Here is a 26,823-nt window from a genome sequence, read left to right as displayed (position 1 = left end):
TGCCGCGAAGAAAGCCGAGGCGGACTTCAATATCGCGTTCGCCCGCCGCAGTTCCTTCGCCTCCCGCTCCAGCTCCACGATCCGGGCGGTCTCCGCACTGGTGGTGCCGGGCACGACGCCCTCGTCGATCTCGGCCCGCTTGACCCAGCCCCGCAGAGCCTCAGGGCGCACGTCCAGCTGGTCGGCGATCCGTTTGATCGCGCCGGCCCGGCCGACCGGGTCCCTGCGGGCCTCGACGGCCAGACGTGTCGCGCGTTCACGCAGTTCGTCGGGGTACTTACGGGGAGCAGCCATGATCGGCATCCTTCCGGGTCTTGATGATCTCCATCAGACCCGGGGCGGTTCAATACGAGAAGATCGGGAAGCCAGTCCCCGTCGAGTACCGCGACCAGGCCGAGTTCCGGCGCCGGTGCGCGGCTGTCCCCGCGCATCCATGGCCGGGGCAGATCAATCTGCGCGGGCTACGGCCCCTGGTGCGGGCCGAGATCCAGTGGGGACTGTTCGTCCATGCCCGCCGGGCCCGCCCCAGCCGGTGGGACCTGGGCTGGATCCGGTCGCTCGTGACCACGTGCCGCTCGTTGGAAGTGAACTCCCTGGTCGACTTCGAGTTCGGGACCGGACGTTCGGCCGGGGCGATCGCCAAGGACATCCCGCATGAACTGCGGATGGTCTACTTCACCCCGCAGGAGGCCAAGGACGCCGGCTTCCTGGAGACCGAGCACTTCGGGGTGCTGTTCCCGCACCGCATGAGCCACGTCGACCTGACCGGTATCCCGCAGCGGTGGCTGCGGGATCTGACCTGGGACTACTTGGCGGACCTGTTGCGGTCACCGCGCTGTCCCCGTTCGGCCGGCCCGGTTGACGGCCTGCGCCGGGCCGCCATCGAACTGGGAGCCTTCCTGGAAGTTGAGGTGCCGGGCGGTGGCCACGACCCTGCGGTTCTTCGGGAGGAACACGCCCAGCGGTTTGTCGCCGACCAGCGTCATCGCGAACGCGAGGGGCTCTCCTCGCTTGCCGTGAAGCGGCCGGACGGAACCGCGAGCATCGTCACCACCGTCACACGGTCGGTCGTGTTCAACGCGGTGCGCAAACTGATGCGCGATGCGCTGGACTCCGGTGCTGCGGAACGGCGGTGCCTGAAACGGGAGTTCATCATCGTGTTTCCGGCAGCGGGTGCCACTGGCCGGACTGCGCGTCGGCCCTTCCCTGATGGTCGCCCGGGCCCTGGCGGACGAGGCGAATCTGGCCGAGCTCGCCGCCACATGTGACGTCGACGACAACGGCGCCCGCGACATCTGGGAGACCACCGTCATCACCGGCCGCCGCATCGGCGAGGTCCAACCACTTCACGGCCCGTCCACCGTCCCGGTGGACGGGCCGTCCCATGAGACCACCCGGCAGCCGGTCGCTGCTCTGTTGTCGCAGCCAGCGAGATTAAGTAAGGTCACCCAACATGGACACCGGACCGGCACGACGCCACACACGGATTGGCTATCCGGTGGAGGGCTGATCGCACAGCGGGTGCGCAGAAGGCACCCCCTCAGTTCGGCACGCGGACCTCCCAACGCACCTGCAGTGCGAGTCCGTTCTTCGTGTCGAACAACAACGAGGTCTGAATGACAGTCACGTTCAACCACACCATCATCGCCGCCAAAGATCGCAACGAGTCGGCTCAGTTCTTCCGCGAGCTGTTGGAAATCCCTGAAGCACCGTCCTGGGGCCCGTTCACCAACATCCAGCTCCCTGACGGCGTGCTGCTTCAGTTCGCCGAGCCGCCGGTGGAGATCCAGATGCAGCATTACGCGTTCCTGATCGACGACGAGCTGTTCGACCGGGCGTATCGGCGGCTGTGCGATCGCGACATCGAGCACTGGGCCGATCCGCAGATGCGACGCCCAAGCGAGATCAACAGCGAGCACGGCGGTCGAGGGGTGTACTTCAAGGACCCTGCCGGTCATGCGATTGAGCTGATCACTCGCCCGTATCTGTAACCCAGGGAGTGTCTGGTCGGGCACCCAAACGCGGCGCCCGACCAGACAACCGGCTGCAGAAACCTACTGTTCAGGGTGCCACGGCAATCGTGCAATCCGTCCCTGTCCTCTGCACCACCGAAGTGAGGCGCCACGTCGATTCCCGGTCAACGATGCGAGACGAGCAACCAGAGCAACGGCCCCCACTTCCCATCGCGGACATGTAGTCCATGAATCGTCGCAGTTCAGAGCCGGTTCACGAGCTCCTGCGGTCGGTAAAGTCGACGAGATCCACAACCTCGACCTGCCCACCCGCAACGGAGCCGAGGCAGCCGATCAGCTGAAGTACCTCTCGGAACGGATCGCGGCCACCTTCGTGCTCGCTGGTCTCGACGTCGAAACAAGCAGCCTGTTCCAGGGCACTCGCGGACAGCAGATCGCCGGCCGCTATACGGTCATCCCCTCCCGGCCCTTCGGCCACAAGAACGGCACGGACAAGGAGAGCCGGCAGGCCCTGGTGGTGACCACGGAGAACTCCCTGCGACTGCACGCCCATCGTCCCGGCACCTTGGTCGCCATGACCGACTACCTCCACGAGCGCCCCGGCGGGCTGATCGGCAGTCTTTCCCAGCTCATCCGAGAAGCCGCGGTCGACGCCATCGACAGCGGCACGGAAAAGATCACCAAGCGCATGCTCGACGATATCGAGCTCGACCACGCCGTCCAGAAGACCCGGCCCGATCGCCCCCGTGCCAAGTGCGCCCGCAGGCCGAAGGCGGCCTGAGTGATGGGGCCCTGGGAAGCCCCGGTCCGGCTCCTGCCACTTCCTCTGCCGCCTGTCCACGGGGAGGTCTTCGGCTGGTATTGCACCGCCTCGCCGCCGCCAACCACGTGACGTCGGGCCAACTGGCGAAAACCCTGACGCCGTTCAAGAACGCGCTGATCGGCAAGCGGACGGACACGTTATGGCGCTGGACTCCGATGGTTCTGCCGCGGCTGGCACTCCTGACGGGTCTCGCTCCCGAGACCCTTCGGATGCTGCTGCCAGCGATCTCCCGGATTGAGGCGCGCACCGGAGGCGAGGTGATCCGCTACCGGCGGCGTCTCTACGTCGCGTGCTCACACTGCACGCACCGCCGCGGATCACCGAACCAGTCCTCGCGCATCGCCCCGCCGATCTCCAGCTCTGCCGTCGGCACGGCATCTGGCTCGACGGAAACCGCCAATACCGTGTCGGCCACCTGCCAGAACTTGTCAACGCTCAACACCGGCACCGGCACCGGCACCGGCGAATCGCCCGCCGCTTCCCCGACACCCTCGAAGCAGCGACAAAGGAAGCGCAGCACATGGTCCGATCCTGGCTTCTCAACAAGAAGCAGCCCCATCTGCTCTCACGCTGGAACGACCGTCTCGCTCAGCTCCCTCCCAAGGAGGCCGCCTACGAGAACATCGTCAGGCGACGCGACGACGAGCGGGAGTACATCGCCACCTACCCGGAGTTCGTCACCATGCTCGGCATGGTGGCCGACCCTGCTTGGCGAGCACGACGGGCGCCTCGCCGATGGGTGAACCTCAGCCAACACCGGCACACGATCGACGCTGCCTACGCCGAAGCCGAGCGTCGGCTCAACGTCCCCTCTCTCCGCGAGAATCGACACTCACGCACCTTCTTCAACGACGCCCTCTTCCGCTGGACCGACTCATTGGGAAGGTCGCTGATGCTGGTGATGTCCCCGGAGGACCACAACGCCCTACGAGATGATTCCCAGTGGAATGAGAAGCCCCAGGCCAGAGCCCTTCGGCCGGACAGAACTATCGGGACGGCCCCACCTCACGCCCAAACAGGCTCACCGCTGTTCAGATCCACTGGGCCCTCCACGCTCCCAAGGGTCCCAGCTGAAATGACAAGGCGCAGATCAGGAGCACCTCATCGACTCAGATCTTCTGGGAACGGACAGCCGCCGCGGACGCGGTGCTCGACGTCACGGGCGAGGACGTCAACGCCGAGCTTGCCGGCGGTGCGCGACGCGGTTCACCGGGTCGCCGGAGTTACGGCCCCGCCGGACCAGCAGTGGGCCATCGAGAACGCCTCCGCCTTCCGAAGAATCGCCTCCGCCCGAGGACGGTCATCCCCCGTCGAGGTGCGAGCGGCGGCCCTCGCGGTCGAAGATGCCGAGCAGGTCGGCCGGGCCGCCGAGTGCGCCCACCGCGTGCGGCAGCATCGTCGAGAACTCGGCCGCCTGCCCCTGCTCGACGCGCAGCCGGCGCTCCCCGAGCAGGAGTTCGACCGTGCCCGACAGCACCGTGAACCACTCGCGGCCCGGGTGCGCCTTGAGCGCGGCGGGGCCCTGCGGCGGCGGGTCCGTCAGCCGCATGCGGGCCACGGTCACGCCCGGCTGGCCGCGCAGCGCCCACAGGGACATCGCGCGCGAGGGATCGTAGGTCGCGTTGTGCACGACGTCGTCGACCTCGGTCTCGACGAGCTGGTCCAGCGAGGTGCCCAGAGCGCGGGCGATGGATGTGAGCTGATCGAGCGCGATGCGGCGGTGCCCGGTCTCGATGCGGCTCAGCGTCGAGGCGCTGAGATGGCTGCGGGAGGCCAGATCGTCGAGCGACCAGCCGTGAGCGGCCCGCAGCGCCCGGATCCTCTTGCGCACCAGGCTGTCGAGCCCGGATGTTTCTTGCGTCATGGGCAAGAGCTTATGCGTGCGGAGCAAACGCCCGTACGGTCGGACGCATGACCCACCACCACGCACCCGCACCGCACGGCTCGCCAACGCACACGCACACGCACACGGCATCGCACAGGCACGGGCCTGGACACGGGCCGGACGGCGGCTCCCCCGCCGCGCCGGGGCCGGACGGTCTCGCCGAACTGCTCGATCTCGACGCCGCCCTCTTCGCCTCCTCACTCGACTCCGCCCTGCGCAGCATCGCGGAGCTGGCCGGGGACGGCGGCGTCGCCGACGTCGTCGATCTCGGCGCGGGCACCGGGACCGGCACGTTCGCCCTGCTGGAGCGGTTCCCCGCCGCCCGGGTGACGGCCGTCGACACCTCGGCCGCCATGCTGGAGCGGCTGGCCGCGACCGCCGCCACCCGGAACCTGACTCCGCGCGTGCACACCCTGGAGGCCGACGCCGGGTCGGGCCTGCCGGGGGTGAGCGGCGTCGACCTCGTCTGGGCCTCGGCCTCCCTGCACCACATGGACGACCCCGCCGCGGCCCTCGACGTCGTGCGCGGCGCGCTGCGTCCGGGCGGTCTCCTGGCCGTCGCCGAACTGGACGGGATGCCACGCTTCCTCTCCGACGACGGCGACGGCGGCGACGGCGGCGACGCCGCTGCCGCTGCCGCTGCCGCTGCCGCTCCGGGACAGCCCGGCCTGGAGGACCGCTGCCGCGACGCGCTCACCGCACTCCACGGCGAGCAGGTGCCGCACCTGGACTCCGACTGGGGCGCACTGCTGGCCTCGGCCGGTCTCACCGTCGAGGTCGAGCGGACGGAGCGCCTGCGGCTGACCCCGCCGCCGCACAGCGGGGCCGGGCGTTACGCCTATCTCGTCCTCCGCCGCACCCGCGACGCCCTCGCCGGCCGCATCGACGCCGCCGACCTCGCCGCACTCGACGCGCTCCTGGACGGCGGCCCGCAGGACGTACGCCACCGCGACGACCTCGTGGTGCGCTCCACGCGCCGCCTCTGGATCGCCCGCCGCGAGCGCACACATCGCGAGGAGCGGACACAGTCTGTCCGCTACCTCTGGGAGGGTGGGCACCCGGCACCCGGCACCCGTATTCGGACGTGTACCTGCACCTGTGCCTGTACTAGAGCCCGTACCCGTACCCGTACGTGGACGAAAGGAAAGGCACCACGGTGAGGACGCGCGAACCAGGGGCACGCCCCGCCCCCTGCGGCGAAGACGCCCGGCGGCACCGCCCGGCTCCGGGAGCGGCGGCCCGAGGGCGTCGGGGGTGGTCGGGGTGACCGTTCTGGACCGCCGGGCCCTCAACCGCGCGACGCTGGCACGGCAGTTGCTGCTCGACCGCGCGGACCTGCCGGTGGCCGACGCGGTGGCGCATCTCGGCGGCCTCCAGGCGCAGGAGCCGCAGGAGCCGTTCGTCGGGCCCTGGTCACGGCTGCGCGCGTTCGAACCGTCGGCGCTCGACGACCTGTTGACCCGACGGCGCGTGGTGCGGACCCACCTCATGCGCCGCACCGTCCACCTCGTCACCGCCGAGGACGCCCTGGCCTGGCGCGCCCGCCACGACGCCATGCTGCGCCAACAGGTCCTGGGGACCTACCGGCGGGAGCTGGCCGGGGTCGACCTCGACGAACTGGCGGCAGCGGGGCGGGCGGTGATGGCCGACGGCGAGCCCCGTTCGATGAGCGAGCTGGCGCGCGCCCTGGCCGACCGCTGGCCGGGGCCGGGGCCGCGACCCCTGGGCGAGATGCTGGTGGCCGCCCTCATCCCGATGGTGCAGTCGCCGCCGCGCGGGCTGTGGCGCACGAAAGCGGGCGTACGCAACGTCCCGCTCTCCGCGTGGCTGGGCCGCGCGATCGATCCCCCGGCCCCGGAGGGCGCCGACCCTGTCGGCCGGGCACTGGTACGCCGCTATCTGGGCGCCTACGGTCCGGCGGCCACGGCGGACCTGCGCGCCTGGTCCGGTCTGACCGGGCTGCCGGCGGCGGTGGCCTCGATGCGGGAGGAGCTGGTGTCCTTCCGGGACGAGCGCGGCCGGGAGCTGCTGGATCTCCCCGACGCACCGCGACCGGACCCCGGCACACCCGCCCCGGTGCGCTTCCTGCCGGCCTTCGACAACGCGATCCTCGGCTTCCACGACCGCGACCGGATCATCGACGACGACGACCGCGGCCTCTCGGTCGCCGGTGCGCGCGTCGTGCTGGTCGACGGACGCGTGACGGCCACCTGGACGGTGGAGGCGGACACGGTGGTGGTCACTCCCCTGCGCCGGATCACCCGCGCCGACCGCGCGGCCGTCGCCGAGGAGGGAGCGGAACTGGCGTCTTTCCTCTCCGACGGCGGGAGCGGGTGCGTTCGGATGACCGCGTACGGATGACCGCCCCCGGATGACCGCGACCCGATGGCCCCGGCCGGACTCCCCCGCCCCGATGGGCCCGACCCGATGAGCCCGCCTCGATGAGCCCGGCCGGACGAACCGGCGCTCGGGGCGTACGGATGGGATCAACAGGATTTCCGTTTACGGTCGTTGACGTATCGTCACTCCCGTGCCGCGCGGCCCGCCGCCCCTCCCGGGACGCTCCGCTCCAGCCCCCTGCGCAACTGCACGAACGCCTCCTCGGACGCCTGCACCGCGCCCGCGTAGACCCGCTCCGCCCGCTCCCCCGCGTCGATCCGGCGCCAGTTCTCCTCGGCCAGGATGCGCAGGACGGCGATGATCTGACCGGCCGCCAGACGCGCGGGCAGTCCGCCGCCCAGCGCGCGGGACAGAGCCGCCTCCGAGCGGCACCGGTAGGCGGACAGGCGGGCCACGAGCGACGGCGTCCCGTACAACAGGCGGTGGAAGGCGAGCACTTCCGGGTCGTCGCACAGCCCGGTCGCCGGGTCGCGGCGGTCGAGGCCGTCCAGGAGGTGGCGGCGCAGCGCGTCCAGCGGGCTCTCGCCGGGGGCCCGGCTCGCGACCGTCCGGGCCGCCCTGTCCTCCTGGCCGGCGAACCGGTGCAGCACCAGGTCCTCCTTGGCGGGGAAGTACCGGAACAGCGTCGGCTTGGAGATGTCGGACGCCGCCGCCACCTCCGCCACGGACACCTTGTCGAAGCCCCGGTCCAGGAACATCGCCACGGCGGCGTCCGAGACCGCCTGGCAGGTCAGCAGCTTCTTGCGTTCCCGCAGGCTGACGGGCGCGTGCCCGTGCGCGTGTTCCGGTGCGACCGCGACGGCGTCGATGCCGCCCCCGGCCTTCTCTGCGCTCATGAACCCGAAGCGTACGCCCTTGGTCCCGGGCGGACTTGATGCCGCGAGCACGGCCGGACGACGGGGTCGAACGATGCGCTATCCGCCCGCCGCGGTGCGCCGGACCAGCACCTCCACCCCGTCCAGCAGGCGGTCCAGCCCGAAGGCGAAGTCGTAGCCGGGTTCGTCGGGTTGGCCCATCACGCCGGAGGCCAGCAGCCGGGAGAGCGCGGGGTGCCGCGCGGGGTCGACGAGTCGCTTCAGGGTGCGTTCCCAGCCGGCCACCACCTCCTCGGCGGGCACGCCGCGCGCGGCGACCGCGGCGGCCAGGTCGCTCATCAACAGCGCCTCGCTGCGTACGAAGTTGGCCACCAGCAGGATCACGGAGATCTTGTCGCCCTCGGAGAGCCCGGAGCCCTCCAGCGCCTGGAGCCCCAGCTCCCACCAGGCCAGCGAGTTCGGAGTCGCGGGCGGGCCCCCGACGGGAATCCGCAGCACCCACAGATGGCGCAGGAACCGCTCGCGCTGCGCCCAGGCCCACTCGGTGAGCGCCGCGCGCCAGCCCGCGCCGGACGCCAGGGCGGCCAGGGGCTCCGGCGGCCCGATGGCGGCCTCATGCATCAGCACGTACAGCTCGTCCTTGGCGGAGACGTACCGGTAGAGCGACATGGTGGACGCGCCCAGCTCCTGCGCGACCCGGCCCATGGACACGGCGGCCAGCCCCTCCGCCGCCGCCACGGCGACCGCGGCGGCCACGATGCGCTCCAGGCTCAGGCCGGGCTTCGGCCCCTTCGCCGGGCGCTCGCGCAGCCCCCAGGCGGCCTCGATGCTCGCCGGCAGGTCGCCGGCCCCGCCCGCGCCCCGGCCGGACTCCGTGCTCTTCTCCGCCACCGCAACCCCTCGCCCGCGTCCCGTGCACCCCCGTGCGCCTTGACCCCACCCTAGAGGTGCGTAATGCTTACGCAGTATCGCGTATGCCATACGCACAAGGGGGCCACACCATGACCGACCCGACCGCGGACACCGGACGAGGCACCGGACGAGACATCGGACGAGACATCGAGCAGGGCGTCGAGCGGGGCGCGGAGCCGCCCTACGCGATCGAGGCCCGCGGCCTCGGCAAGTCGTACGGGGACCCGGCCGTGCGGGTGCTCGACTCCGTCGACCTGCGCGTCGAGCGGGGCACCGTCTTCGCCCTGCTCGGCCCGAACGGGGCGGGCAAGACCACCTGCGTCCGCGTCCTCGCGACGCTGACCACCGCCGACGCGGGCGTCGCCCGCGTCGCGGGGTACGACGTCGTCGCCGAGCGGGCCGCCGTACGGCGCGCGATCAGCCTCACCGGCCAGTTCGCCGCCGTCGACGAGACCCAGACCGGCGAGGAGAACCTGCGGATGACGGCCCGGCTCACCGGCCTGTCGCGCGCCGCCGCCCGGCGCAGGGCCGAGGAGCTGCTGGTCCGCTTCGACCTGACCGACGCGGCCCGCCGCCTCGTCCGTACGTACTCCGGGGGCATGCGGCGCCGGCTCGACCTGGCCGCCGGGCTCGTCGGTTCACCGGAGCCCGGCGTCTTCTTCCTGGACGAGCCGACGACCGGGCTCGATCCGCGCAGCCGCCGACAGCTCTGGCAGGTCGTCCGCGAACTGGCCGGGCGCGGCGCGACCGTGCTCCTCACCACCCAGTACCTGGAGGAGGCCGACCGCCTGGCCGACCGGATCGCCCTGCTGCACCAGGGCCGCATCGCCGCCGAGGGCACCGCCGGCGCCCTCAAGTCCCGCGTCGCGGGCCACCGCCTCGACCTCGTCCTCACCAGCCGCCAGGGCTATCTGCGGCTGGCCGGCCGCGCCGTGCACCACTCCCCCGAGACGCTCACGCTCGGCCTGCCCACGGACGGCAGCGCCGCCCACGTGCGCGCCCTGCTCGACGAGATCGATCCGGACGGCACCGAGATCGACCGCTTCTCCCTGCACAGCGCGACCCTCGACGACGTCTTCCTGGCCCTCACCTCGGAGGTACCCGCCCATGTCTGAGGCAGCAGCCGTACGCGGCCCGGCCCCCCGCCGCCCCGGACCGCGACGGGCCGCCGGTCCGGGGCCGTTCGCCCACGCGCTCGTCCTGGCCGGCCGCGGTCTGCGCATCAGCCGCCGCAACACGGACGCCGCCATCATGTCGCTGGCGCTGCCGATCATGCTGATGCTGATCTTCGTCTACTTCTTCGGCGGCGCGATCGAGACCGGGGCGGACCACGGCGCGTACGTCATGTACGTCGTGCCGGGCGTCCTGCTCCTGTGCGCCGGATTCGGCGCGGCGACCACCGCCGCGGCCGTCAGCGAGGACATGAAGGGCGGCGTCATCGACCGCTTCCGCTCGCTGGACGTGGGCGGTACGCCGATCCTCGCCGGCCATGTCGCGGCGAGCACCGTACGCAACCTCCTCGCCACCGCCCTGGTCCTCGGCGTCGCGCTGCTGATCGGCTTCCGCCCGGCCGCCGACGGCGGCGCGTGGCTGGTGGTGGCCGCCGTGCTGGTGGCCTACATCGTGGCCCTGTCCTGGATCTCGGCGGCGATCGGCCTGCTGGCCCGGACCCCGGAGGCGGCGAGCGGCTTCACGTTCTTCATGTCCTTCCTGCCCTACCCGAGCAGCGCGTTCGTCCCGATCGACTCGATGCCCGGCTGGCTCCACGGCTTCGCCGAGCACCAGCCGATCACTCCGGCCATCGAGGCGCTGCGCGGCCTCCTGCTCGGCCTGCCGGTGGGCGACGCGCCCTGGATCGCGCTCGCCTGGGCGGCGGGACTGCTGACGTCGGCGGTGGGCCTGTCGGGCGTGCTGTTCCGCCTGCGGACCCGGTGACGGACACGCTCTCCCGGCCCCGGACCGCCGAAGCCGACACACCGTCACGCTCTCAAGCCAGAAGGGCCGTTCAGAACACGTCCGGGCACCACGGGCGGCGGCCCGTGCGGAACAGGGCGTCCGCCAGTCGTGCGGCGTCCGGCCTGCCCTCCTCCGCCCGGCCCAGCGCCACCAGGCGCTCCACCGACTCGTCGCCCAGGTAGAGGGTGCTCAACTCCGCCACGCCCAGGGTCAGATCGGCGGTTCGGGTGGTCGGCGCGCAGCTCGCGCCGGAGGCCGAGGCGTCCAGCAGGAAGCGCCCGCCGGTCAGACCGGCCGCGTCGCGGACGTCCAGCACGATCGAGCCCTCGATGCCGTACGAGCGGGCCTCCAGGGCCCGGCGGACGTCCAGCACCCGCGTCCACAGCCAGTCGGCGTGGGTGACCGTGCGGGCGGCCCGCGGGTCGGGGAGCAGCAGGGGCAGCAGGTCGTCGGGGGCGCGGTAGCCGGTGCGGACCTTGGTGATCCAGTCGACCGAGCACACGAACCGCCACAGCGCCCGCTCCGCCTCCGGCGTCGCCGCGAGCAGGTCCCGTACGGTCGCGGTGTTCCGCGGCTGCTTGGCGTCGCTCCACGTGTCGTCGGCCGCGTACCGGACGAGTCCGTCGACGCGGCCGTCCGGCGTGCGGTACACGGCGTGGAAGGGCTCGGTCCAGTTCTCGTGGGCCGGGACGTCCACCCCGGTGGCCAGCTCCCACCAGCGCTCGTCGCGGCTGATGACGCCGGGCCGGCCCGCGGCCAGCCGGGCGTGCAGCTCGGGGCCGGTCTTGCGGACCTCCGCGCCGTCGACCAGGTCGATCCTTCCGCCGCCCTCCGCCTCGGTCGGCCCCGACCAGCGCGGGTCGAGGCCGGCGCGGAGCACGTCCACCTCCCACTCGGTGGTCCAGGTCGCGGGGCCGAAGCCGAACCGCCCGTAGATCGGGTACTCGGCGGCGATCAGCGTGGCCAGCACCTCGCCGCGTTCCTTCGCCGCCGCCAGGTCGGCCGCCATCATCCGGCTGAGCAGCCCGCGACGGCGGTGGGTCGGGGACACCGTCACGCCGGTGATCGCACCGGTCGGCACGGTGCCGCCGCCCACCACGGTCAGCTCCTGGGCGAACGAGCGGAAGGTGGCCACACAGCGGTCGCCGTCGAACACGCCCCGCACGCGCGAGAGGTCCCGGTGCGCCAGCAGCCTCTCCGCCTCCTCCTCCGACATCCGGGCCGCCCGCAGGAATCCGTTGCCCACCGCCCGCAGCCAGTCGGGGTGGTCGGAGGCGGTCACGGTACGGAAGTCGAGGCTCATGGCCCCCACGCTAGGCGCGGAGCCCTCAGAAAGTCGCGCGGATTTCGCCGACCTCGGCCGCACCGCCGAGCAGCGGCGCGCGTCCGATCCGGGCGACCACGGGCGCGTCGACGCCGAGCAGGGCGAGGGCCCGTGCCAGCACCGGGCCGAGGGCACGGGCCGACCCGTCGTCGATCTTGAAGGCGAGCGCCCTGCCGTCGGCCAGCGCCACCGCCTGCACCGCCTCCGCGCCCATCTTGGACAGCGCCCCGGGCACCTCGCTCATCAGCCAGGTGTCCGCGCGCCGGGTGCCCGCCACGTACGCGGGGTGAGCGCGCATCGCGTCCGCGACCCGGCGCTCCGCGCTGCCGGGCTCCGCCAGGACGAACGACCGGAAGGCGCGGGCGAGTCCGGTCAGCCCGATCGCCATCAGCGGGGCCCCGCAGCCGTCCGTGCCGACCGCGGCGACCGGCTCGCCGGCGGCCTCGGCGACCGCCTGCGCCACCAGCACCTGGAGCGGGTGGGCGGGGTCGAGGTAGGTCGCGGTGTCCCAGCCGTTGCGCACGCAGACCGCGAGCATCGCGGCGTGCTTGCCCGAGCAGTTCATGGTGATCCGCTCCCGCACGTGCCCGGCGGCCAGGTACGCCTCGGCCTCCACCGGGTCCAGCGGGAGGTCGGGCGGGGTCTGGAGGTCGTCCGCGCTCAGGCCGTGCTCGGCCAGCACGGTCCGCACGAGGTCGAGGTGGAAGGGTTCGCCGGAGTGGCTCGCGGCGGCCAGCGCCAGCCGCTCGCCGGAGAGGTCGAGTCCGGCCCGCAGGATCGCCGCGGCCTGCATCGGCTTGTTGGACGACCGGGGGAAGACCGGGGCCGCCGGGTCCCCGATCGCGCGTTCCACGCTGCCGTCGGCCGCCAGCAGGACCAGGGAGCCCCGGTGGCGCCCCTCGGTGAACCCGGACCGGACGACCTCGGCCAGTACCGGCGGGGGGGCTATGGCGGGAGAGGCGTCGGTGGACGTCATGGCGGCCTTCCGGGGACGGGGACGGGGATGCGGGACCCGCGCCCGGAAGGATCGCTTCAGGCGAGCAGGTCGTCTACTTGTGCTTCCCCGTCACGGTACCTTCGGGCGATCTCCGCCCCGCAATCGTCGGCCGTGCGCTGGAGTTCGTGACGGCGGCGGGAGACCTGCTGCTCGTAGCGGACGAGCCGGCCCATCGCCGCGTGCAGTTCCTCGTCCGTACGGGCGTCGAGGTCGGAGAGTTCGACCTCGGCGAGGGTCTCGGCGGCCAGCCGCCGGAACTCGTCGCCGCGCGGAGTCCTCAGCGTGACGTGCCGGGCGGAGGAGCGGTGCCGGGACGGGGCGTCGGCCAGGATCTCCGAGAGCCGGTCCACCACGGCCGCCTCCGCCGCCGCCCCGGCCACGACCGGGACCTCCGGGCCGCGCCGGCGGGCCAGTTCGGCGCGCAGGATGTCGACCCGGCCCTGCACCAGCCGGCGCACATAGCTGAGGTCGGCCTCGTCGCGCTGCGCGTCCCGGCGCAGCGTCCGCAGTTCCGGCAGCCGCAACCCGCCGAACCCCGCCTCGCCGCCGAGGACCGCCCCGCCGCCGGCCCCGCTCTGCTCGGGCACCGAGGCGGCGGACGCGGGCGACCCGGGCGCGCCGTCCGCGCCGGGCCCGGGCAGCGCGGGCAGCGGTGCGGGACCCGGCAGCGGTACAGGGCCCTGTCCGGCCGTACTGCGCTGTACGGGCGACCGCAGGGTGCTGGTGCCACGACTACTGCTGGTGCTACTGCTGCTGGTGCGTGTGGCCGGTACGGCACCGGGAGATTGCCCGGCTCCATAGGTACTCATGCTGTTCCGTCCCCTCGACCGGTGCGTCGGCACACCGACATCGTGCATGGTGCCACCTGGCGGCGTGCCGACGCAGGTGCTCTGTACCCGTTCAGCCCAAGATAGGTTGGTCTGTATGCGTGCAGTGGTACAGAGGGTGGACGGCGCGAGCGTCTCGGTGGCCGGTACGGCGGACGGCCCCTCGGCGGGCGGGGTCGTCGGGGAGATCGTCGGCGAGGGCCTGTGCGTGCTGGTCGGGGTGACCCACGGGGACACGCCCGAGAAAGCGGCGCAACTGGCCCGCAAGCTGTGGTCGGTCCGCATCCTGGAGGGCGAGAAGTCCTGTTCGGATGTGAACGCCCCCCTCCTGGTGATTTCCCAGTTCACTCTCTACGGGGACGCCCGCAAGGGCCGCCGCCCCACCTGGAACGCGGCGGCGCCCGGCGAGCTCGCGGAGCCTCTGGTGGACGAGGTGGTGGCGCGGCTGCGGGAGCTGGGCGCCGAGGTGGCGACGGGCCGGTTCGGAGCGGACATGCGGGTCTCGCTCACGAACCACGGCCCGTTCACGCTGATCATCGAGGTGTGAGCGGCGCGGGCCGGGGGCGGCGGCCCGGCGGCCTACGGTTCGACGACCGTCTCCTGCGCCGCCGCCGTGTCCCCGGCGATCAGCTCCGCGTCCACCGCCACGTTCCGCTTCACCAGGGCCAACGCGATCGGGCCCAGCTCGTGGTGGCGGGCCGAGGTGGTGATGAAGCCGAGCTGGCGGCCCTCGGGACCGTCGGCGGCCAGCCGGACGGGCGTGCCGTGTCCGGGCAGGTGCACCTCGCTGCCGTCCAGGTGCAGGAAGACGAGCCGCCGGGGCGGCTTGCCCAGGTTGTGGACGCGGGCGACGGTCTCCTGGCCTCGGTAGCAGCCCTTCTGGAGGTGCACGGCGGTGCCGATCCAGCCCAGCTCGTGCGGGATGGTGCGGTGGTCGGTCTCGAAGCCGACGCGCGGCCGGTGCGCCTCCACGCGCAGCGCCTCGTACGCGAGGATGCCGGCGGCGGGCCCGTTGGCCGCCGCGTACGCCTCCAGGTCCGGGCGCGGCAGGAAGAGGTCGCGGCCCTGCGGGGTCTCCCGTACGGCCGCGCCCTCCGGCGTCTGGGCGATGGAGCCGGCGGGCAGGTGGACCACGGCGATGTCCGGGGTGCGGTCGGCGACCTCGACGCGGTAGAAGAACTTCATCGACTCCAGGTAGGCGATCAGATCGCCCTGGGTGTCCGGCTCGACGTGCATCCACACCGTCGCCCCGTCGTCGACGAGGTACGCGGCGTGCTCGATGTGCCCGTTGGCGGAGAGGACCAGCGCCTCGGTGGCCTGGTGCGGGGCGAGGTCGCTGACGTGCTGGGTGAGCAGCAGGTGCAGCCAGGCCAGCCGGTCCGCGCCGGTGACGGTGACGACGCCCCGGTGGGAGAGGTCGACGAGGCCGGCGCCGTCGGCGAGGGCGCGTTGCTCGCGGAACAGGTCGCCGTAGTGCGCGGCGACGCCTTCGTCGCGGCCTTCGGCGGGGACGGCGCCGGGCAGGGACAGCAAGGGGCTCTTCATGCCGCCCAGCCTACGACTCGGCGGACGCGTCCCTCACGGCCGTGCAGCCGGCGCAGCGCCCGAAGATCGCGAAGTGCTTCATGTCCGTCTCGAAGCCGAAGTCGGCGCGGAGCTTCGCGGTGAACTCCGCGACGACGGAGAGGTCCGCCTCGATGACGTCCTGGCAGTCCCGGCAGACCAGGTGGATGTGGTGGTGGCGGTCGGCCAGGTGGTACGTGGGGGACCCGTGCCCGAGATGGGCGTGGCTGACCAGCCCCAGCTCCTCCAGGAGCTCCAGGGTCCGGTAGACGGTGGAGATGTTCACCCCGGAGGCGGTCTTGCGCACCTCGCCCAGGATGTCGTCCGGAGTCGCGTGCTCCAGGGTGTCGACGGCCTCCAGGACGAGCTGGCGCTGCGGCGTCAGCCGGTAGCCGCGCTGCCGAAGATCGGTCTTCCAGTCGGTGCTCACCACCCGGCCAGTGTAGGTCGCGGTGAGCACCGTGCAGCAGCCCCGGTTGCGGCCGGGTCGCCCGTTCCTCTACTTGAAGAAGGCGATGCCGTCGTCGGGCAGGTCCCCGAGGCCCCTCGCCATCTCGGCGACCTCCTCCGGAGTGACGACCTTCTTCAGGTGCGCCGACATGTACGGCCGCAGCTCGACCTCGGGCGTCGCCTTCTCGCCGACCCACATCAGGTCGCTCTTCACGTACCCGTACAGGCGCTTTCCGCCGCTGTACGGGCCGGAGGCCGCCGTGCGGGCGACCGCGTCGGTGACCAGGTCGATCTGCGGCTTCTGGTCGGCCAGCTCGCCGTACCAGATCTCGACGATGCCCTGGTCGCGGACCATCACGACCTCGACCTTGCGGTCCTTGTCGATGCGCCAGTAGCCGGACTCCGACTCCAGCGGGCGGACCTGGTTGCCGTCGGCGTCCAGGACCCAGCTGTGCGAGACGTACTCCAGGAAGTCACGGCCGTCGTGGCGGAAGGTGACCTCCTGGCCGAAGTTGCACTTCTCGGCGCCGGGGAAGTCGGACACGCCCGCGCCCGCCCAGTTGCCCAGGAGGAAGGCCAGCGGGACGAGGTCCGGGTGGAGGTCGGACGGGATCTCGATCATGAGCGGCTCAGACGATCTGTGAGGGGGTGCGGGAGGGGCGGGGCACGGCGTCCGGGATCAGCGCTGGCCCTGGTAGAGCTTCTTCACGGTCACCGCGGCGAAGGCGAGCACGCCGACGCAGACCAGGATCAACAGGGCGGAGAAGAATGCCTCAAGCACGGGAGCTCCTCGGAACGAGCGGTTCGGCGGCAGTACGGGGCCGGGGCCCAGCCTAATGGGTGGGGGCCCGGACCTCTCGTCCAGGTCCGGCCTTCTCGTCCGGGTCCGGGCCGTCTCGTCCGGGTCCTGGCGGCGCGGACGGCGGCGTCGCCGGTACCCGGCCCGCGCGCCCGCCGATTACAGTTCCGCCCATGTCGAAGAAGCTCGTGATCAAGGTGACCGCCGGGGCCGACTCCGCCGAACGCTGCTCGCAGGCGTTCACCGTGGCGGCGGTGGCCGTGGCCAGCGGCGTGGAGGTCTCGCTCTGGCTGACCGGGGAGTCGGCGTGGTTCGCGCTGCCGGGCCGGGCCGCCGAGTTCGAGCTGCCGCACTCCGCCCCGCTGCCCGACCTGCTGGACTCCGTCCTGGCCGGCGGGCGGATCACGCTGTGCACGCAGTGCGCGGCCCGTCGTGAGATCACCGAGCAGGACGTCATCGAGGGCGTGCGGATCGCGGGCGCGCAGGTGTTCGTGCGGGAGGCCATGGCGGACGGCACGCAGGCGCTCGTCTACTGACCCGCGTCCACCGCGACGCTCCACTGCCGCCGCCCGGCGGGCGCCGGCGGATCAGGGACGGATCAGCGGCGCTTGCGCCCGTCGAGTTCGTCCCACCACTCGTCCGACTGCGGGTCCCCGGAGGGGTCGTCCCACCAGCGGTCGTCCGGTCCGCGCCGGTTGGCGACCATCGCCGCCACGGGCGGGATCACCATGGCGACCACGCACATCCCGACGGCGACCGGGACGGACCACAGGCGCACGACCGCCCACGCGGACACGAAGAGGGCGACGCATCCGCCCATCAACAGGAAGTAACCGCGCCTGCGTCGGGCGTACATGACTCCAGCGTAGGCCGGTTCGCCGCAGCCGCCCACCCGGACGGCGCGAAGGGCCGCACCCCGTGTGCAGGTGGCGTCCAACCCCCTGGGGTGCGGCCCTTCGGCCGGTTTCGCGTCGTGCGTGCGCGTGCGCCGGGTCAGACGGCGATCGCGACCTCGGAGAGCCCGCCGGTCTGCGCGACGACCGTGCGGTCGGCACTGCCGCCCGGCACCAGGGCGCGCAGCGTCCAGGTGCCCTCGGCGGCGTAGAAGCGGAACTGTCCGGTGGCCGAGGTCGGGACCTCGGCGGTGAACTCGCCGGTCGAGTCCAGCAGGCGCACGTAACCGGTGACGGGCTCGCCGTCGCGGGTCACGCTGCCCTGGATGGTGGTCTCACCGGGCTTGATCGTCGAAGCGTCGGGGCCGCCGGCCTGTGCTCCACACATGGGGGTCTGTCCTTCTGGTCGGTGGTGCGGGTCGGTCGGTGGTTACTTGGCCGGGCCGAGCTCGATCGGCACGCCGACGAGGGAGCCGTACTCGGTCCACGAACCGTCGTAGTTCTTGACGTTCTCCTGGCCGAGCAGCTCGTGCAGGACGAACCAGGTGAGCGCGGAGCGCTCGCCGATGCGGCAGTACGCGATGGTGTCCTTCGACAGGTCGACCTGCTCGTCCTCGTAGAGGGCCTTGAGCTCGTCGTCCGACTTGAACGTGCCGTCGTCGTTGGCGTTCTTCGACCACGGGATGTTGCGGGCGCTCGGCACGTGGCCGGGGCGCTGCGACTGCTCCTGCGGGAGGTGCGCCGGGGCGAGCAGCTTGCCGCTGAACTCGTCGGGCGAACGGACGTCGACGAGGTTCAGGCTGCCGATGGCCTTGACGACGTCGTCGCGGTAGGCGCGGATCGACTCGTCCTGCGGCTTGGCCGTGTACTGCGTGGCCGGGCGCGTGGGAACGGCGTCCGTCAGGTCGCGGGCGTCGAGCTCCCACTTCTTGCGACCGCCGTCGAGGAGCTTGACGTTCTCGTGGCCGTACAGCTTGAAGTACCAGTACGCGTACGAGGCGAACCAGTTGTTGTTGCCGCCGTAGAGCACGACCAGCGTGTCGTTGGCGATGCCCTTCTCACTCAGCAGCTTCTCGAAACCGGCCTGGTCGACGAAGTCGCGGCGGACCGGGTCCTGGAGGTCCTTGGTCCAGTCGATCCGGATCGCGTTCTTGATGTGGTTCTTCTCGTAGGCCGAGGTGTCCTCGTCGACCTCGACGATGGCCACCTGCGGGTCGTCGATGTGGGCCTCGACCCAGTCGGCGTCTACCAGGACGTCGCTGCGGCTCATGTTGTTCTCCTCCGGGGCAGTCTGCGGCAGGGTGGTGCGGTGCGGAGCGCTGGTGCGGCGTACGCGGCACGGCGCGGAAGGCGGCGCGTACGGGGCACGGGGCCGGCCCGGGAAGGTCGAAGGGCCGGAAAGGGCGAAAGGGGCGGTGCGAAACGCCGGCTCAGACGATGCGACAGAGCATGGCGGCGACGCGGCACAGGTCCACTGCCCGCCGCTTCGTGAGGTCCGCCTGTCGCTTCATGGGTCCGATCGTAGGGAGGTACGGACGGAGATGTCACGATCGTGTCGCATGGTGAGACACGATCATCCATGATGCGAGACGCGGGGGTGCGCGACGCGCCCGGCGCAGCCCTGCCGGGGTTCTCCGGGGCCGACGCATCTGCGGACCGGACGGCGGTGTCTCACCATCCGGCCGGGCCCGGTGGCCGCGGCCGGGAGGGGCTCGGCCCGGTGGCCGCGGCCGGGAGGGGCCCCGGCGGCCGGGGGAGGGTCAGCCGGTGAGGGAGACGTCCGTGCCGTCCACCGAGACCTCCAGGCCCTTCTCGGTCGCCTCGATCGCGCGCAGCTCCAGACCCTCGGGCAGGCCGTCGACCGCGCCCTCGAAGTCCGTCCTGTCGCGCACCAGCTGCTCCATGCCCGGGACGCCCTCGCCCGGCACCTCGTCCGCGCTCACCTTGATCGTCCCGCCGTCGCCGCGGGTCACGGTGGACAGCACGCTCCGCGAGACCGGCTTGCCCAGGACCTCGACGGAACCGGTGACCTTCACCTTGCCGTCGCCGCCGTAGGCGACGGTGACGGCGTCCTCGGCCGCCGCCGTCAGGTCCGCGTACGAGACGACGGCCGTCCCGGCGGCACGGGCGGCCGTCGCGCCGGAGTAACCGGGACCCAGCTCCACGTCGTGCAGCCGCGCCCGCACCTCGCTGACCCGCACGGAACGGCCCGCCGCCTCGGTCTCCATGCCGTCGAGGCGGACGTCCACCCGGTCGAACCGCGATCCGGCGAGCTGGGTGAGGAAGGGGAAGCCCCCGATCGTTATCTCCGCCGAGCCCGTACCGCCGCTGGTCCGCACCCGGCTCTCGGCCTCGGACTCGGCGAAGTACACGGCGGCGCGGTCGGCGGCGACGAAGAGGCCGCCCAGCACCACCGTCACGACCACAAGTTTCCGCAGTGCGCGCATCTGTCGTTTTCCCACCCTAGGCCGATCGATCCCCCCGCCGTCCGTGTGCCCCCGTCGAAGCGGAAGACGCCACGGGTGATCGACGACTGGCACCACCGATCGGTTCCCGAAAACGAGGAACCGCCTCCGCGGTGACCGGGGTCACCGCAGAGGCCGGAACGGTCAGACCAGGACACGTCCGATCAGATACACCGCGGGGGCGGCGGCGGTGAGCGGCAGCGCCACCCCGGCCGTCATGTGCACGAACCGCGACGGGTAGTCGTAGCTCGCCGCCCGCAGCCCGACCAGCGCGCAGCCGGCCGCCGCCAGTCCGAGCAGCGCGCTCCCGGACCCGAGGTCCGTGAACCGGCCCGCCACGAAGCCCGCACCCGCGCCCGCGAGCAGCGCGAACGCGACCGAGACCGCGCCCGGCAGCGGCAGCGCGCGGGCGAGCACGGCGACCGCGACCGCCGCCCCGCCCGCCACCACCGCGTCCGGGACCGCCGCGAGATGGCCGGCGGCCAGCACCGCGAGGGCCGCCGAGACCACCGTGGCCGTCAGCCCGTACATCCGCTCGTCGGAGCCCGCGTGGCTGCGGAGCTGGAGGACCACGGTGAGCAGCACCCAGACCCCCAGCGTGCCCAGGAGCGCCGCCGGACCGTGCTCCCGGCCCGCCGCGAGCAGCGCGACGTCGGCGACGATCCCGCCGGCGAAGGCGAGCGCGATGCCCTGCCGGGCGGGCCACATGCCGTTGAGGCGGAACCATCCGGCGGCGGTCACCGCCTGGAGGAGCACCAGCGGGACGAGCAGGGCGTACGAACCGATCGCCGCGCCCGCCGCGAGCAGCAGGCCGAGCACCGCGGTGAGCGCCGCCGGCTGCGGGCCGGGCGCGATGATCGGCGAGCGGCCCTCGGCCCGCGCCCGCTGCGCGGCGGTCATCCGCGTGCCGCCCAGCGTGGTGGGCGCTCCGTAGCCGGAGCCGTCCGGAGCCGGAGCGTGGGCGGCAGCCGGAGCGTGGACGGGAGCCGCTGCCGGTGCGGGCGCTCCCGGGGCCTCGGGCGGCAACGGGACGGAGCCGGTGGCACCCTGCGGCGGGAATCCGGGACCGGCTCCGTACGGGGAGGCCGTCTGCTGCTCCGGCGGCCGGTGCGCGCCCTGGTACCCGCCGTGCGCCGGGGGCTGCGGCGTCGGCTGGTTCCACGCCTGGTCCTGTGCCTGGTTCCACGCCTGGTCCTGCGCCGGGCCCTGTGCGGGGAGCGGGCCCTGCGGCCGGCCGTGGCCGCCGTACGGCTCCTGGTCCGGCCGGAGCGTCGGCTGGTACTGCGTGTCCCAGGTCGGCGCCTGCCAGGTCTGCGTCACGCCCTGGTCGAACGCGCCCGGCTCCTGCCCGGTGGGCCGCGCGGCCGTCCCGTCCGGCCAGTAGGGGGCCTCGTCCGTCCGGCCCGCCGGCTGCTCCCCGTAGGGCTGCTCCCCGTAGGAGGGGGAGGGGACGCCGTACGGGGGCTGCTGCCCCTGCCCGGCCTGCTGGTACCCGTACGACTGCTGGTCCCCGGACGGCTGATGGGTCCGGTCCGGGTCGTACGGCCGGCCCTGCGCGTCGTACGGATGCGGGTACTGCGGGTCGTGGGGATGCGGGTACTGCTGCTCGCTGCTGCTCATGGTCTGCGGTTCACCCTCCTGCGAACGGCGGGAGCACCTCGACCGTGCCGCCCTCGGCAAGGCGTACGGTCTCATGTCCGCGGGTACCGACGGGGTTCCCGTCGATGAGGAACGAGCACCGGAGCAGGACCCGGCTCAGCTCGTCCGGGTGCCGCCGGCGTGCGGCGTCCAGCGCTTCGGCGAGAGTCGCCGCGGCGTACGGTTCCTCCGCGGTGCCCGCCGCGGCCCTGGCCGCGGCCCAGTAGCGGATCGTCCCCGCTGCCATGGCGCCACCCCTTTCGTCGTCCTCGTCGTGCGTCAGCTGTCCATGATGGGTCACGCCGCGACCGCCCAGGCGGCGATACGGGCCAGCAGCGCCTCGTCCGCCGCGTTCTCCGCGTGGCCCATGCCGCGCTCCAGCCACAGCTCCGCGCGCCCCGGTCCGGCCGCGGCGGCGAGCATCCGCGGGTGGTCCAGCGGGAAGTACGGGTCCCGGTCGCCGTGCACGAGGAGCAGCGGGGCCGGGGCGATGCGCGGGACGGCCTCGACCGGCGAGAGCGGGACGGGGTCCCAGTCGTCGGTGGCGATCCGGGTCCGGAACCCGTACCGGCCGACCATCCGGCCCGAGGGGCGGGTGACCACCCAGTGCAGCCGTCGCATCGGGGCCGTGCCCCGGTAGTACCAACGCGCGGGAGCACTCACGGAGACCACCGCGTCGGCGTGCGCCTCCGCGCGCCCCTCGCGCGCCGGTACACGTTCGGCCGCGTCCGCCGCCCCGGCCCCGTCCGTACGCGCCCCGGCCCCGTCCGTATACAGAGCGCCGTGCCGGAGCACCACCGAGCCGCCCATCGAGAACCCGACCGTGACGACCCGGGCGTGTCCCAGGGCCCGCGCCCAGGCCACCGCGGCGGCCAGATCCAGCACCTCGCGGTCCCCCACCGTGGAGCGTCCGCCGGACCTGCCGTGGCCCCGGAAGGAGAACGTGATCACGGCCGTACGCCGGGCAAGGACCCGCGCGGCCCGGCGTACGGCCGGCCGGTCCAGCGAACCCGTGAAACCGTGCGCGACGACGATCGCGGGCGTCTCGCGCCCCTCGCTCCCCGGCCCGCCGAAACCCGCCGTACACGGCTCGTACACCGCCTCGACCGGCACCCCGTCCTCGGTGAGCAGGGTGGCGTACCGGGGGTTCGGCGTGAGCAAGGAAACAGGAGTACTCAGGAATCGACCCTCGGACACGGAAGTCATGTGGGCTATTCTGCTGGGAAGAGGATCCGGGCAACGCAGCCCCCGGGTCCTTTTGTGCTTCCCGGGCGTTGTTACGGAGACGTTTCAACAACCTCAGCGGTCCCCGGGCGCGGGACCGCACGGTAGGACCTGTACGACGAACGCCGCAGGGTGAACGCCGTACGGCTGTACGAAGCAGTGCCGCATACTCCCCCGGGTCCGACCCGGGAGTGCCCCTCTCGCAGGGAACGAGGAGGACCGACGTAATGGGCGAGCGAACCGTGCAACACGATCGACCGAACCAGGCAGGTGGGCGGCGATGAGTTCACTGCTGCTTCTGACGAACGCACTCCAGCCGTCGACGGAGGTGCTTCCCGCGCTCGGCCTGCTGCTGCACAACGTGCGCGTGGCCCCCGCCGAGGGCCCGGCCCTCGTGGACACCCCGGGCGCCGACGTGATCCTCGTCGACGGGCGACGCGACCTGCCCCAGGTCCGCTCGCTCTGCCAGCTGCTGCGCTCCACCGGGCCGGGCTGTCCGCTGATCCTCGTCGTCACCGAGGGCGGACTCGCGGCCGTCACCGCCGACTGGGGCGTCGACGACGTGCTGCTGGACACGGCGGGCCCGGCGGAGGTCGAGGCCCGGCTGCGGCTGGCCACCGGCCGCCGGCAGATCACCGCCGACGACTCCCCGATGGAGATCCGCAACGGCGACCTCTCCGTCGACGAGGCGACGTACAGCGCGAAGCTGAAGGGTCGGGTCCTCGACCTCACCTTCAAGGAGTTCGAGCTGCTCAAGTACCTCGCCCAGCACCCGGGCCGGGTCTTCACCCGCGCCCAGCTCCTCCAGGAGGTCTGGGGCTACGACTACTTCGGCGGAACCCGGACGGTCGACGTCCACGTGCGGCGGCTGCGCGCGAAGCTCGGCCCCGAGCACGAGTCGCTGATCGGCACCGTCCGCAACGTCGGCTACCGCTTCGTCACGCCCGAGAAGGTGGAGCGCGCGGCGGAGGAGGCGAAGGAGCGGGCGAACGCACGGGCCGCGGACCGCTCCTCCGACCGGCGGGGCGGCGGGTCCCCGGCCCGTCCGGACCTGCCGGAGGCCGTCGAAGCGGTCGGCGAAGTCCCGGTCCGGGCCGCCAGGAGCTAGGCGACGCCCGGTCGGCCGGGGCGGATCGGGGAGCCGTGCGCACACGCCCCGATCCGCCCCGGCCGACCGGTCCGTTCCGGGGTCCATCCGCGTAGACTGCCGCGCGTGGCCAAGGTGACGCGGGACGATGTGGCGAGACTTGCGGGGACGTCGACCGCGGTCGTCAGCTACGTCATCAACAACGGACCCCGGCCGGTCGCCCCGGCCACCCGGGAGCGGGTGCTCGCCGCGATCAAGGAGTTGGGCTACCGGCCCGACCGGGTCGCGCAGGCCATGGCCTCCCGGCGGACCGACCTCATAGGGATGATCGTGCCGGACGCCCGGCAACCCTTCTTCGCGGAGATGGCGCACGCGGTCGAACAGGCCGCCGCCGAGCGCGGGAAGATGGTGCTGGTCGGCAATTCCGACTACCGCGACGAGCGCGAGGTCCACTATCTGCGGGCCTTCCTCGGTATGCGCGTCTCCGGGCTGATCCTGGTCAGCCAGGGCCCCAGCGAGCGGGCCGCCGCGGAGATAGAGGCGTGGGACGCCCGGGTCGTCCTGCTGCACGAGCGGCCGGAGGCGATCGACGACGTCGCCGTCGTCACGGACGACGTGGGCGGCGCCCAACTCGCCACCCGCCACCTGCTGGAGCACGGCAACGCGTACGTGGCCTGCCTCGGCGGCGTGGAGTCCACCCCGGTCGTCGGCGACCCGGTCGCCGACCACGTCGAGGGGTGGCGGCGGGCCATGCACGAGTCGGGGCGCTCCACCGAGGGCCGGCTCTTCCAGGCCCCGTACAACCGCTACGACGCCTACCGCGTCGCCCTCGACCTGCTGGCGGGCCCGGACCGGCCCCCGGCGATCTTCTGCGCCACGGACGACCAGGCCATCGGCGTCCTGCGGGCGGCGCGCGAGCTGCGCATCGACGTGCCCCGCGAGCTGGCCGTGGCCGGCTTCGACGACGTGAAGGAAGCCGGTCTCACCGATCCGCCGCTGACCACGGTCTTCTCCGACCGCCCGGCGATGGCGCGGGCCGCCGTGGACCTGGTGCTCGACGACTCGCTGCGGGTCTCCGGATCGCGGCGCGAGCGGCTGAAGCAGTTCCCGTCCGCCCTGGTGGTCCGCCGCTCCTGCGGCTGCGGCGAACCCTCCGACGCGGACCGGTAGCGCGCCCCGCCCCTCGCCGGGTGGCCGCGCGCCGCCGCTGGGCACCCGGCGTCCTTACATCGGGCATACGCGGTTCTGCCGGGCTTCTCAGGACGCCCTCAGGCTCCTCTCATATCGGCCGACCACTCTCGTACGCATGACAGAGAACCACCGCCCCAGCGGCGCGTACCCGAGTGACCAGGCCCACCCCCCGTACGGCGAGGGGCAGGGCGACACCTACGACGGCGACGCCTACCACACCTACGACGGCGACGCCCACGGCAACGGCGGGGCCGCCGGCGGCTACCCGCCCCCACCGCCCTACGCCCCCGGCAACGCCGGCGACCACCCCTCCGGCTCCCACGCCGAGCCCGCCCCGGCGGCCCGGCACCACCGGCGCGTCAGCCGGCCCGTCGCGCTGCTGACGGCGGTGGCCCTGGCCGCGGCCGTGGTCGGCGGCGGATCGGCCGCCCTGGTCGCCCAGGCGACCGGCGACGGGACGGCCGGCTCCGGCTCCGTCGGGGGCGCGGTCAACGGCACCACCGTCTCGCAGAGCAGCAAGGGCACGGTGGCGGGCGTCGCCGCAGCGGTCTCGCCCGCCATCGTCGAGATCAAGGCGTCCACCCCGGCGGGGCAGTCCACCGGCTCCGGTGTGGTGATCACCGAGGACGGCGAGATCGTCACCAACAACCACGTGATCTCGGGCGCCGACCAGATCCAGGTGACCCTCTCCACCGGCAGGACCTACACGGCCGATGTCGTCGGCACCGACCCGGACAAGGACCTCGCCCTCATCGAGCTCCAGGGCGCGAGCGGTCTCAAGACGGCCGAGCTCGGCGACTCCTCGCAGGTCAAGGTCGGCGACGAGGTCGTGGCGATCGGTTCGCCGGAGGGCCTGACCGGCACCGTCACCAGCGGCATCGTCTCGGCGCTGGACCGGGACGTCACGGTCGCCAAGGACGAGGGGAACAGCCCCGGCCAGGGCCGGGGACAAGGCGGCTCGCAGTGGCCGTTCGAGTTCGGCGGGCAGCAGTTCAACGGCGACACGGGCGAATCGAAGACCACCTACCAGGCGATCCAGACCGACGCCTCGCTCAACCCCGGCAACTCCGGCGGTGCGCTGATCAACATGGACGGACAGATCATCGGCATCAACTCCGCCATGTACTCGCCGAGTTCGTCGGCACCGGGCAGCGGTTCGAGCGCGGGCAGCGTGGGCCTCGGCTTCGCGATCCCGGTGAACACCCTCAAGGCCGACCTGGACACCCTGCGGGCGGGCGACGGCTCCTGAGCCCGCGCACCGCGCCGCCCGTGCGAGGCTGGGACCGACCTGGTGAGCCCCGGCAGCGACGAGAAGAGGACGACCAGCGATGAGCCCCGCCGAAGACGATCCCCAGCGCATCCTGATCGTCGACGACGAACCCGCCGTACGCGAGGCCCTGCGGCGCAGCCTCGCCTTCGAGGGCTACGGGACCGAGACCGCCGTGGACGGGTACGACGCCCTGGCCAGGGCCGAGGCGTACGCTCCCGACCTCGTCGTCCTCGACATCCAGATGCCCCGCATGGACGGCCTCACCGCCGCCCGGCGCATCCGCGCCACCGGCTCCACCACGCCCATCCTCATGCTCACCGCCCGCGACACC

The 26,823-nt window shown here is 72.7% G+C and carries 32 protein-coding genes; 13 read left to right on the top strand and 19 right to left on the bottom strand.

The window, feature by feature from the left end; translation table 11 throughout:
• Positions 1-294, bottom strand: a 294-nt coding sequence (locus EES43_RS15775; RefSeq protein ID WP_164493181.1) for a transposase, incomplete at its 3' end; no start/stop codon positions are given.
• Positions 295-314: 20 nt separating this feature from the next.
• On the opposite strand from EES43_RS15775, the gene EES43_RS15770 reads away from it, so the two are divergent.
• The 3 genes from EES43_RS15770 to EES43_RS15760 all read left to right on the top strand — a co-directional run bounded on the left by EES43_RS15770 (position 315) and on the right by EES43_RS15760 (position 2,754).
• Positions 315-1,268 (top strand): hypothetical protein, encoded by a 954-nt coding sequence (locus EES43_RS15770; protein WP_124269310.1) that lies wholly within the window; start codon positions 315-317, stop codon positions 1,266-1,268.
• A 348-nt stretch (positions 1,269-1,616) separates the two neighbouring features.
• Entirely contained in the window at positions 1,617-1,991 is a 375-nt protein-coding gene (locus EES43_RS15765; protein ID WP_124269309.1) for a VOC family protein, read from the top strand.
• 355 nt (positions 1,992-2,346) lie between these two features.
• Positions 2,347-2,754 (top strand): hypothetical protein, encoded by a 408-nt coding sequence (locus EES43_RS15760; protein WP_241192446.1) that lies wholly within the window; start codon positions 2,347-2,349, stop codon positions 2,752-2,754.
• A gap of 322 nt (positions 2,755-3,076) precedes the next feature.
• On the opposite strand, the gene EES43_RS15755 is transcribed toward EES43_RS15760, so the two are convergent.
• The 3 genes from EES43_RS15755 to EES43_RS15745 all read right to left on the bottom strand — a co-directional run bounded on the left by EES43_RS15755 (position 3,077) and on the right by EES43_RS15745 (position 4,660).
• A complete protein-coding gene (locus tag EES43_RS15755) occupies positions 3,077-3,355 on the bottom strand; it encodes a hypothetical protein (RefSeq protein ID WP_124269308.1) in 279 nt (92 codons plus the stop codon).
• Positions 3,356-3,361: 6 nt separating this feature from the next.
• Complete coding sequence (locus EES43_RS15750) at positions 3,362-3,628, bottom strand: hypothetical protein (protein ID WP_124269307.1); 267 nt, start codon at positions 3,626-3,628, stop codon at positions 3,362-3,364.
• 468 nt (positions 3,629-4,096) lie between these two features.
• Positions 4,097-4,660 carry a helix-turn-helix domain-containing protein gene (locus EES43_RS15745; RefSeq protein ID WP_124269306.1) on the bottom strand — a complete coding sequence of 188 codons (564 nt, stop codon included), beginning with the start codon at positions 4,658-4,660 and terminating at the stop codon, positions 4,097-4,099.
• A gap of 47 nt (positions 4,661-4,707) precedes the next feature.
• Between EES43_RS15745 and EES43_RS15740 the strand changes: the two genes are divergently transcribed.
• Positions 4,708-5,841 (top strand): class I SAM-dependent methyltransferase, encoded by a 1,134-nt coding sequence (locus EES43_RS15740; RefSeq protein WP_124269305.1) that lies wholly within the window; start codon positions 4,708-4,710, stop codon positions 5,839-5,841.
• Positions 5,842-5,944: 103 nt separating this feature from the next.
• Positions 5,945-7,042: a winged helix DNA-binding domain-containing protein gene (locus EES43_RS15735; RefSeq protein ID WP_124269304.1), complete on the top strand. Its 1,098-nt coding sequence runs from the start codon at positions 5,945-5,947 to the stop codon at positions 7,040-7,042.
• A gap of 161 nt (positions 7,043-7,203) precedes the next feature.
• Here EES43_RS15735 and EES43_RS15730 read toward each other — a convergent pair whose 3' ends face one another.
• Together EES43_RS15730 and EES43_RS15725 are read right to left on the bottom strand one after the other, a co-directional pair.
• On the bottom strand, positions 7,204-7,968 hold the full coding sequence (locus tag EES43_RS15730; RefSeq protein ID WP_241192445.1) for a TetR family transcriptional regulator: 765 nt from the start codon (positions 7,966-7,968) through the stop codon (positions 7,204-7,206).
• A 27-nt stretch (positions 7,969-7,995) separates the two neighbouring features.
• Positions 7,996-8,787, bottom strand: a complete 792-nt coding sequence (locus tag EES43_RS15725) for a TetR/AcrR family transcriptional regulator (RefSeq protein ID WP_241192444.1) — start codon at positions 8,785-8,787, stop codon at positions 7,996-7,998.
• A gap of 110 nt (positions 8,788-8,897) precedes the next feature.
• Between EES43_RS15725 and EES43_RS15720 the strand changes: the two genes are divergently transcribed.
• Together EES43_RS15720 and EES43_RS15715 are read left to right on the top strand one after the other, a co-directional pair.
• On the top strand, positions 8,898-9,923 hold the full coding sequence (locus EES43_RS15720; protein WP_124269301.1) for an ATP-binding cassette domain-containing protein: 1,026 nt from the start codon (positions 8,898-8,900) through the stop codon (positions 9,921-9,923).
• A complete protein-coding gene (locus tag EES43_RS15715; RefSeq protein ID WP_124269300.1) occupies positions 9,916-10,743 on the top strand; it encodes an ABC transporter permease in 828 nt (275 codons plus the stop codon). Before EES43_RS15720 ends, EES43_RS15715 begins: the two co-directional genes overlap by 8 nt.
• Before the next feature lie 70 nt (positions 10,744-10,813).
• Here EES43_RS15715 and EES43_RS15710 read toward each other — a convergent pair whose 3' ends face one another.
• Genes EES43_RS15710 through EES43_RS15700 form a run of 3 tightly spaced genes read right to left on the bottom strand, consistent with a single transcriptional unit; the run spans position 10,814 to position 13,894 of the window.
• Positions 10,814-12,067 carry a GNAT family N-acetyltransferase gene (locus EES43_RS15710; protein ID WP_124269299.1) on the bottom strand — a complete coding sequence of 418 codons (1,254 nt, stop codon included), beginning with the start codon at positions 12,065-12,067 and terminating at the stop codon, positions 10,814-10,816.
• Between the two features lie 25 nt (positions 12,068-12,092).
• Positions 12,093-13,064, bottom strand: a complete 972-nt coding sequence (locus EES43_RS15705) for an asparaginase (RefSeq protein ID WP_124269298.1) — start codon at positions 13,062-13,064, stop codon at positions 12,093-12,095.
• Positions 13,065-13,120: 56 nt separating this feature from the next.
• Positions 13,121-13,894: an RsiG family protein gene (locus EES43_RS15700; RefSeq protein ID WP_206430061.1), complete on the bottom strand. Its 774-nt coding sequence runs from the start codon at positions 13,892-13,894 to the stop codon at positions 13,121-13,123.
• Between the two features lie 115 nt (positions 13,895-14,009).
• Here EES43_RS15700 and dtd point away from each other — a divergent pair, with 115 nt between their 5' ends.
• A complete protein-coding gene (dtd, locus tag EES43_RS15695) occupies positions 14,010-14,459 on the top strand; it encodes a D-aminoacyl-tRNA deacylase (protein WP_124269297.1) in 450 nt (149 codons plus the stop codon).
• A 32-nt stretch (positions 14,460-14,491) separates the two neighbouring features.
• On the opposite strand, the gene EES43_RS15690 is transcribed toward dtd, so the two are convergent.
• The 3 genes from EES43_RS15690 to EES43_RS15680 all read right to left on the bottom strand — a co-directional run bounded on the left by EES43_RS15690 (position 14,492) and on the right by EES43_RS15680 (position 16,547).
• Positions 14,492-15,457, bottom strand: coding sequence for a CAF17-like 4Fe-4S cluster assembly/insertion protein YgfZ (locus EES43_RS15690; protein ID WP_124269296.1), 966 nt, complete (start codon positions 15,455-15,457; stop codon positions 14,492-14,494).
• Positions 15,458-15,467: 10 nt separating this feature from the next.
• Complete coding sequence (locus EES43_RS15685; RefSeq protein WP_124269295.1) at positions 15,468-15,908, bottom strand: Fur family transcriptional regulator; 441 nt, start codon at positions 15,906-15,908, stop codon at positions 15,468-15,470.
• A 66-nt stretch (positions 15,909-15,974) separates the two neighbouring features.
• A complete protein-coding gene (locus EES43_RS15680) occupies positions 15,975-16,547 on the bottom strand; it encodes a heme-binding beta-barrel domain-containing protein (protein ID WP_124269294.1) in 573 nt (190 codons plus the stop codon).
• Positions 16,548-16,897: 350 nt separating this feature from the next.
• Between EES43_RS15680 and EES43_RS15670 the strand changes: the two genes are divergently transcribed.
• A complete protein-coding gene (locus EES43_RS15670) occupies positions 16,898-17,260 on the top strand; it encodes a DsrE family protein (protein WP_124269292.1) in 363 nt (120 codons plus the stop codon).
• A 62-nt stretch (positions 17,261-17,322) separates the two neighbouring features.
• Here EES43_RS15670 and EES43_RS15665 read toward each other — a convergent pair whose 3' ends face one another.
• The 7 genes from EES43_RS15665 to EES43_RS15635 form a co-directional block, all read right to left on the bottom strand.
• Positions 17,323-17,580 (bottom strand): DUF3099 domain-containing protein, encoded by a 258-nt coding sequence (locus EES43_RS15665; protein WP_124269291.1) that lies wholly within the window; start codon positions 17,578-17,580, stop codon positions 17,323-17,325.
• A gap of 137 nt (positions 17,581-17,717) precedes the next feature.
• Positions 17,718-18,005, bottom strand: coding sequence for a DUF1416 domain-containing protein (locus EES43_RS15660; protein ID WP_003968135.1), 288 nt, complete (start codon positions 18,003-18,005; stop codon positions 17,718-17,720).
• Between the two features lie 42 nt (positions 18,006-18,047).
• A complete protein-coding gene (locus tag EES43_RS15655; protein WP_124269290.1) occupies positions 18,048-18,887 on the bottom strand; it encodes a sulfurtransferase in 840 nt (279 codons plus the stop codon).
• Between the two features lie 490 nt (positions 18,888-19,377).
• Positions 19,378-20,064, bottom strand: coding sequence for an LmeA family phospholipid-binding protein (locus EES43_RS15650; RefSeq protein WP_124269289.1), 687 nt, complete (start codon positions 20,062-20,064; stop codon positions 19,378-19,380).
• Positions 20,065-20,226: 162 nt separating this feature from the next.
• A complete protein-coding gene (locus EES43_RS15645) occupies positions 20,227-21,702 on the bottom strand; it encodes a hypothetical protein (protein WP_124269288.1) in 1,476 nt (491 codons plus the stop codon).
• A 10-nt stretch (positions 21,703-21,712) separates the two neighbouring features.
• Entirely contained in the window at positions 21,713-21,967 is a 255-nt protein-coding gene (locus EES43_RS15640; protein WP_124269287.1) for a MoaD/ThiS family protein, read from the bottom strand.
• Between the two features lie 50 nt (positions 21,968-22,017).
• Entirely contained in the window at positions 22,018-22,926 is a 909-nt protein-coding gene (locus EES43_RS15635; RefSeq protein ID WP_124269286.1) for an alpha/beta hydrolase, read from the bottom strand.
• Positions 22,927-23,224: 298 nt separating this feature from the next.
• On the opposite strand from EES43_RS15635, the gene EES43_RS15630 reads away from it, so the two are divergent.
• The 4 genes from EES43_RS15630 to EES43_RS15615 all read left to right on the top strand — a co-directional run.
• Positions 23,225-24,052: a response regulator transcription factor gene (locus EES43_RS15630; RefSeq protein ID WP_124269285.1), complete on the top strand. Its 828-nt coding sequence runs from the start codon at positions 23,225-23,227 to the stop codon at positions 24,050-24,052.
• Between the two features lie 105 nt (positions 24,053-24,157).
• Positions 24,158-25,201, top strand: coding sequence for a LacI family DNA-binding transcriptional regulator (locus EES43_RS15625; protein WP_124269284.1), 1,044 nt, complete (start codon positions 24,158-24,160; stop codon positions 25,199-25,201).
• A 136-nt stretch (positions 25,202-25,337) separates the two neighbouring features.
• Entirely contained in the window at positions 25,338-26,471 is a 1,134-nt protein-coding gene (locus tag EES43_RS15620; protein WP_124269283.1) for a S1C family serine protease, read from the top strand.
• Between the two features lie 79 nt (positions 26,472-26,550).
• A partial coding sequence (locus EES43_RS15615) for a response regulator (protein ID WP_164493180.1) occupies positions 26,551-26,823 on the top strand: 273 nt, incomplete at its 3' end.

This window comes from Streptomyces sp. ADI96-02, assembly GCF_003846185.1.
In the GTDB taxonomy this organism is placed as follows: domain Bacteria; phylum Actinomycetota; class Actinomycetes; order Streptomycetales; family Streptomycetaceae; genus Streptomyces.
Note: the sequence above shows the minus strand (reverse complement) of the source record. Positions and strands in the feature narration are given on the sequence as shown.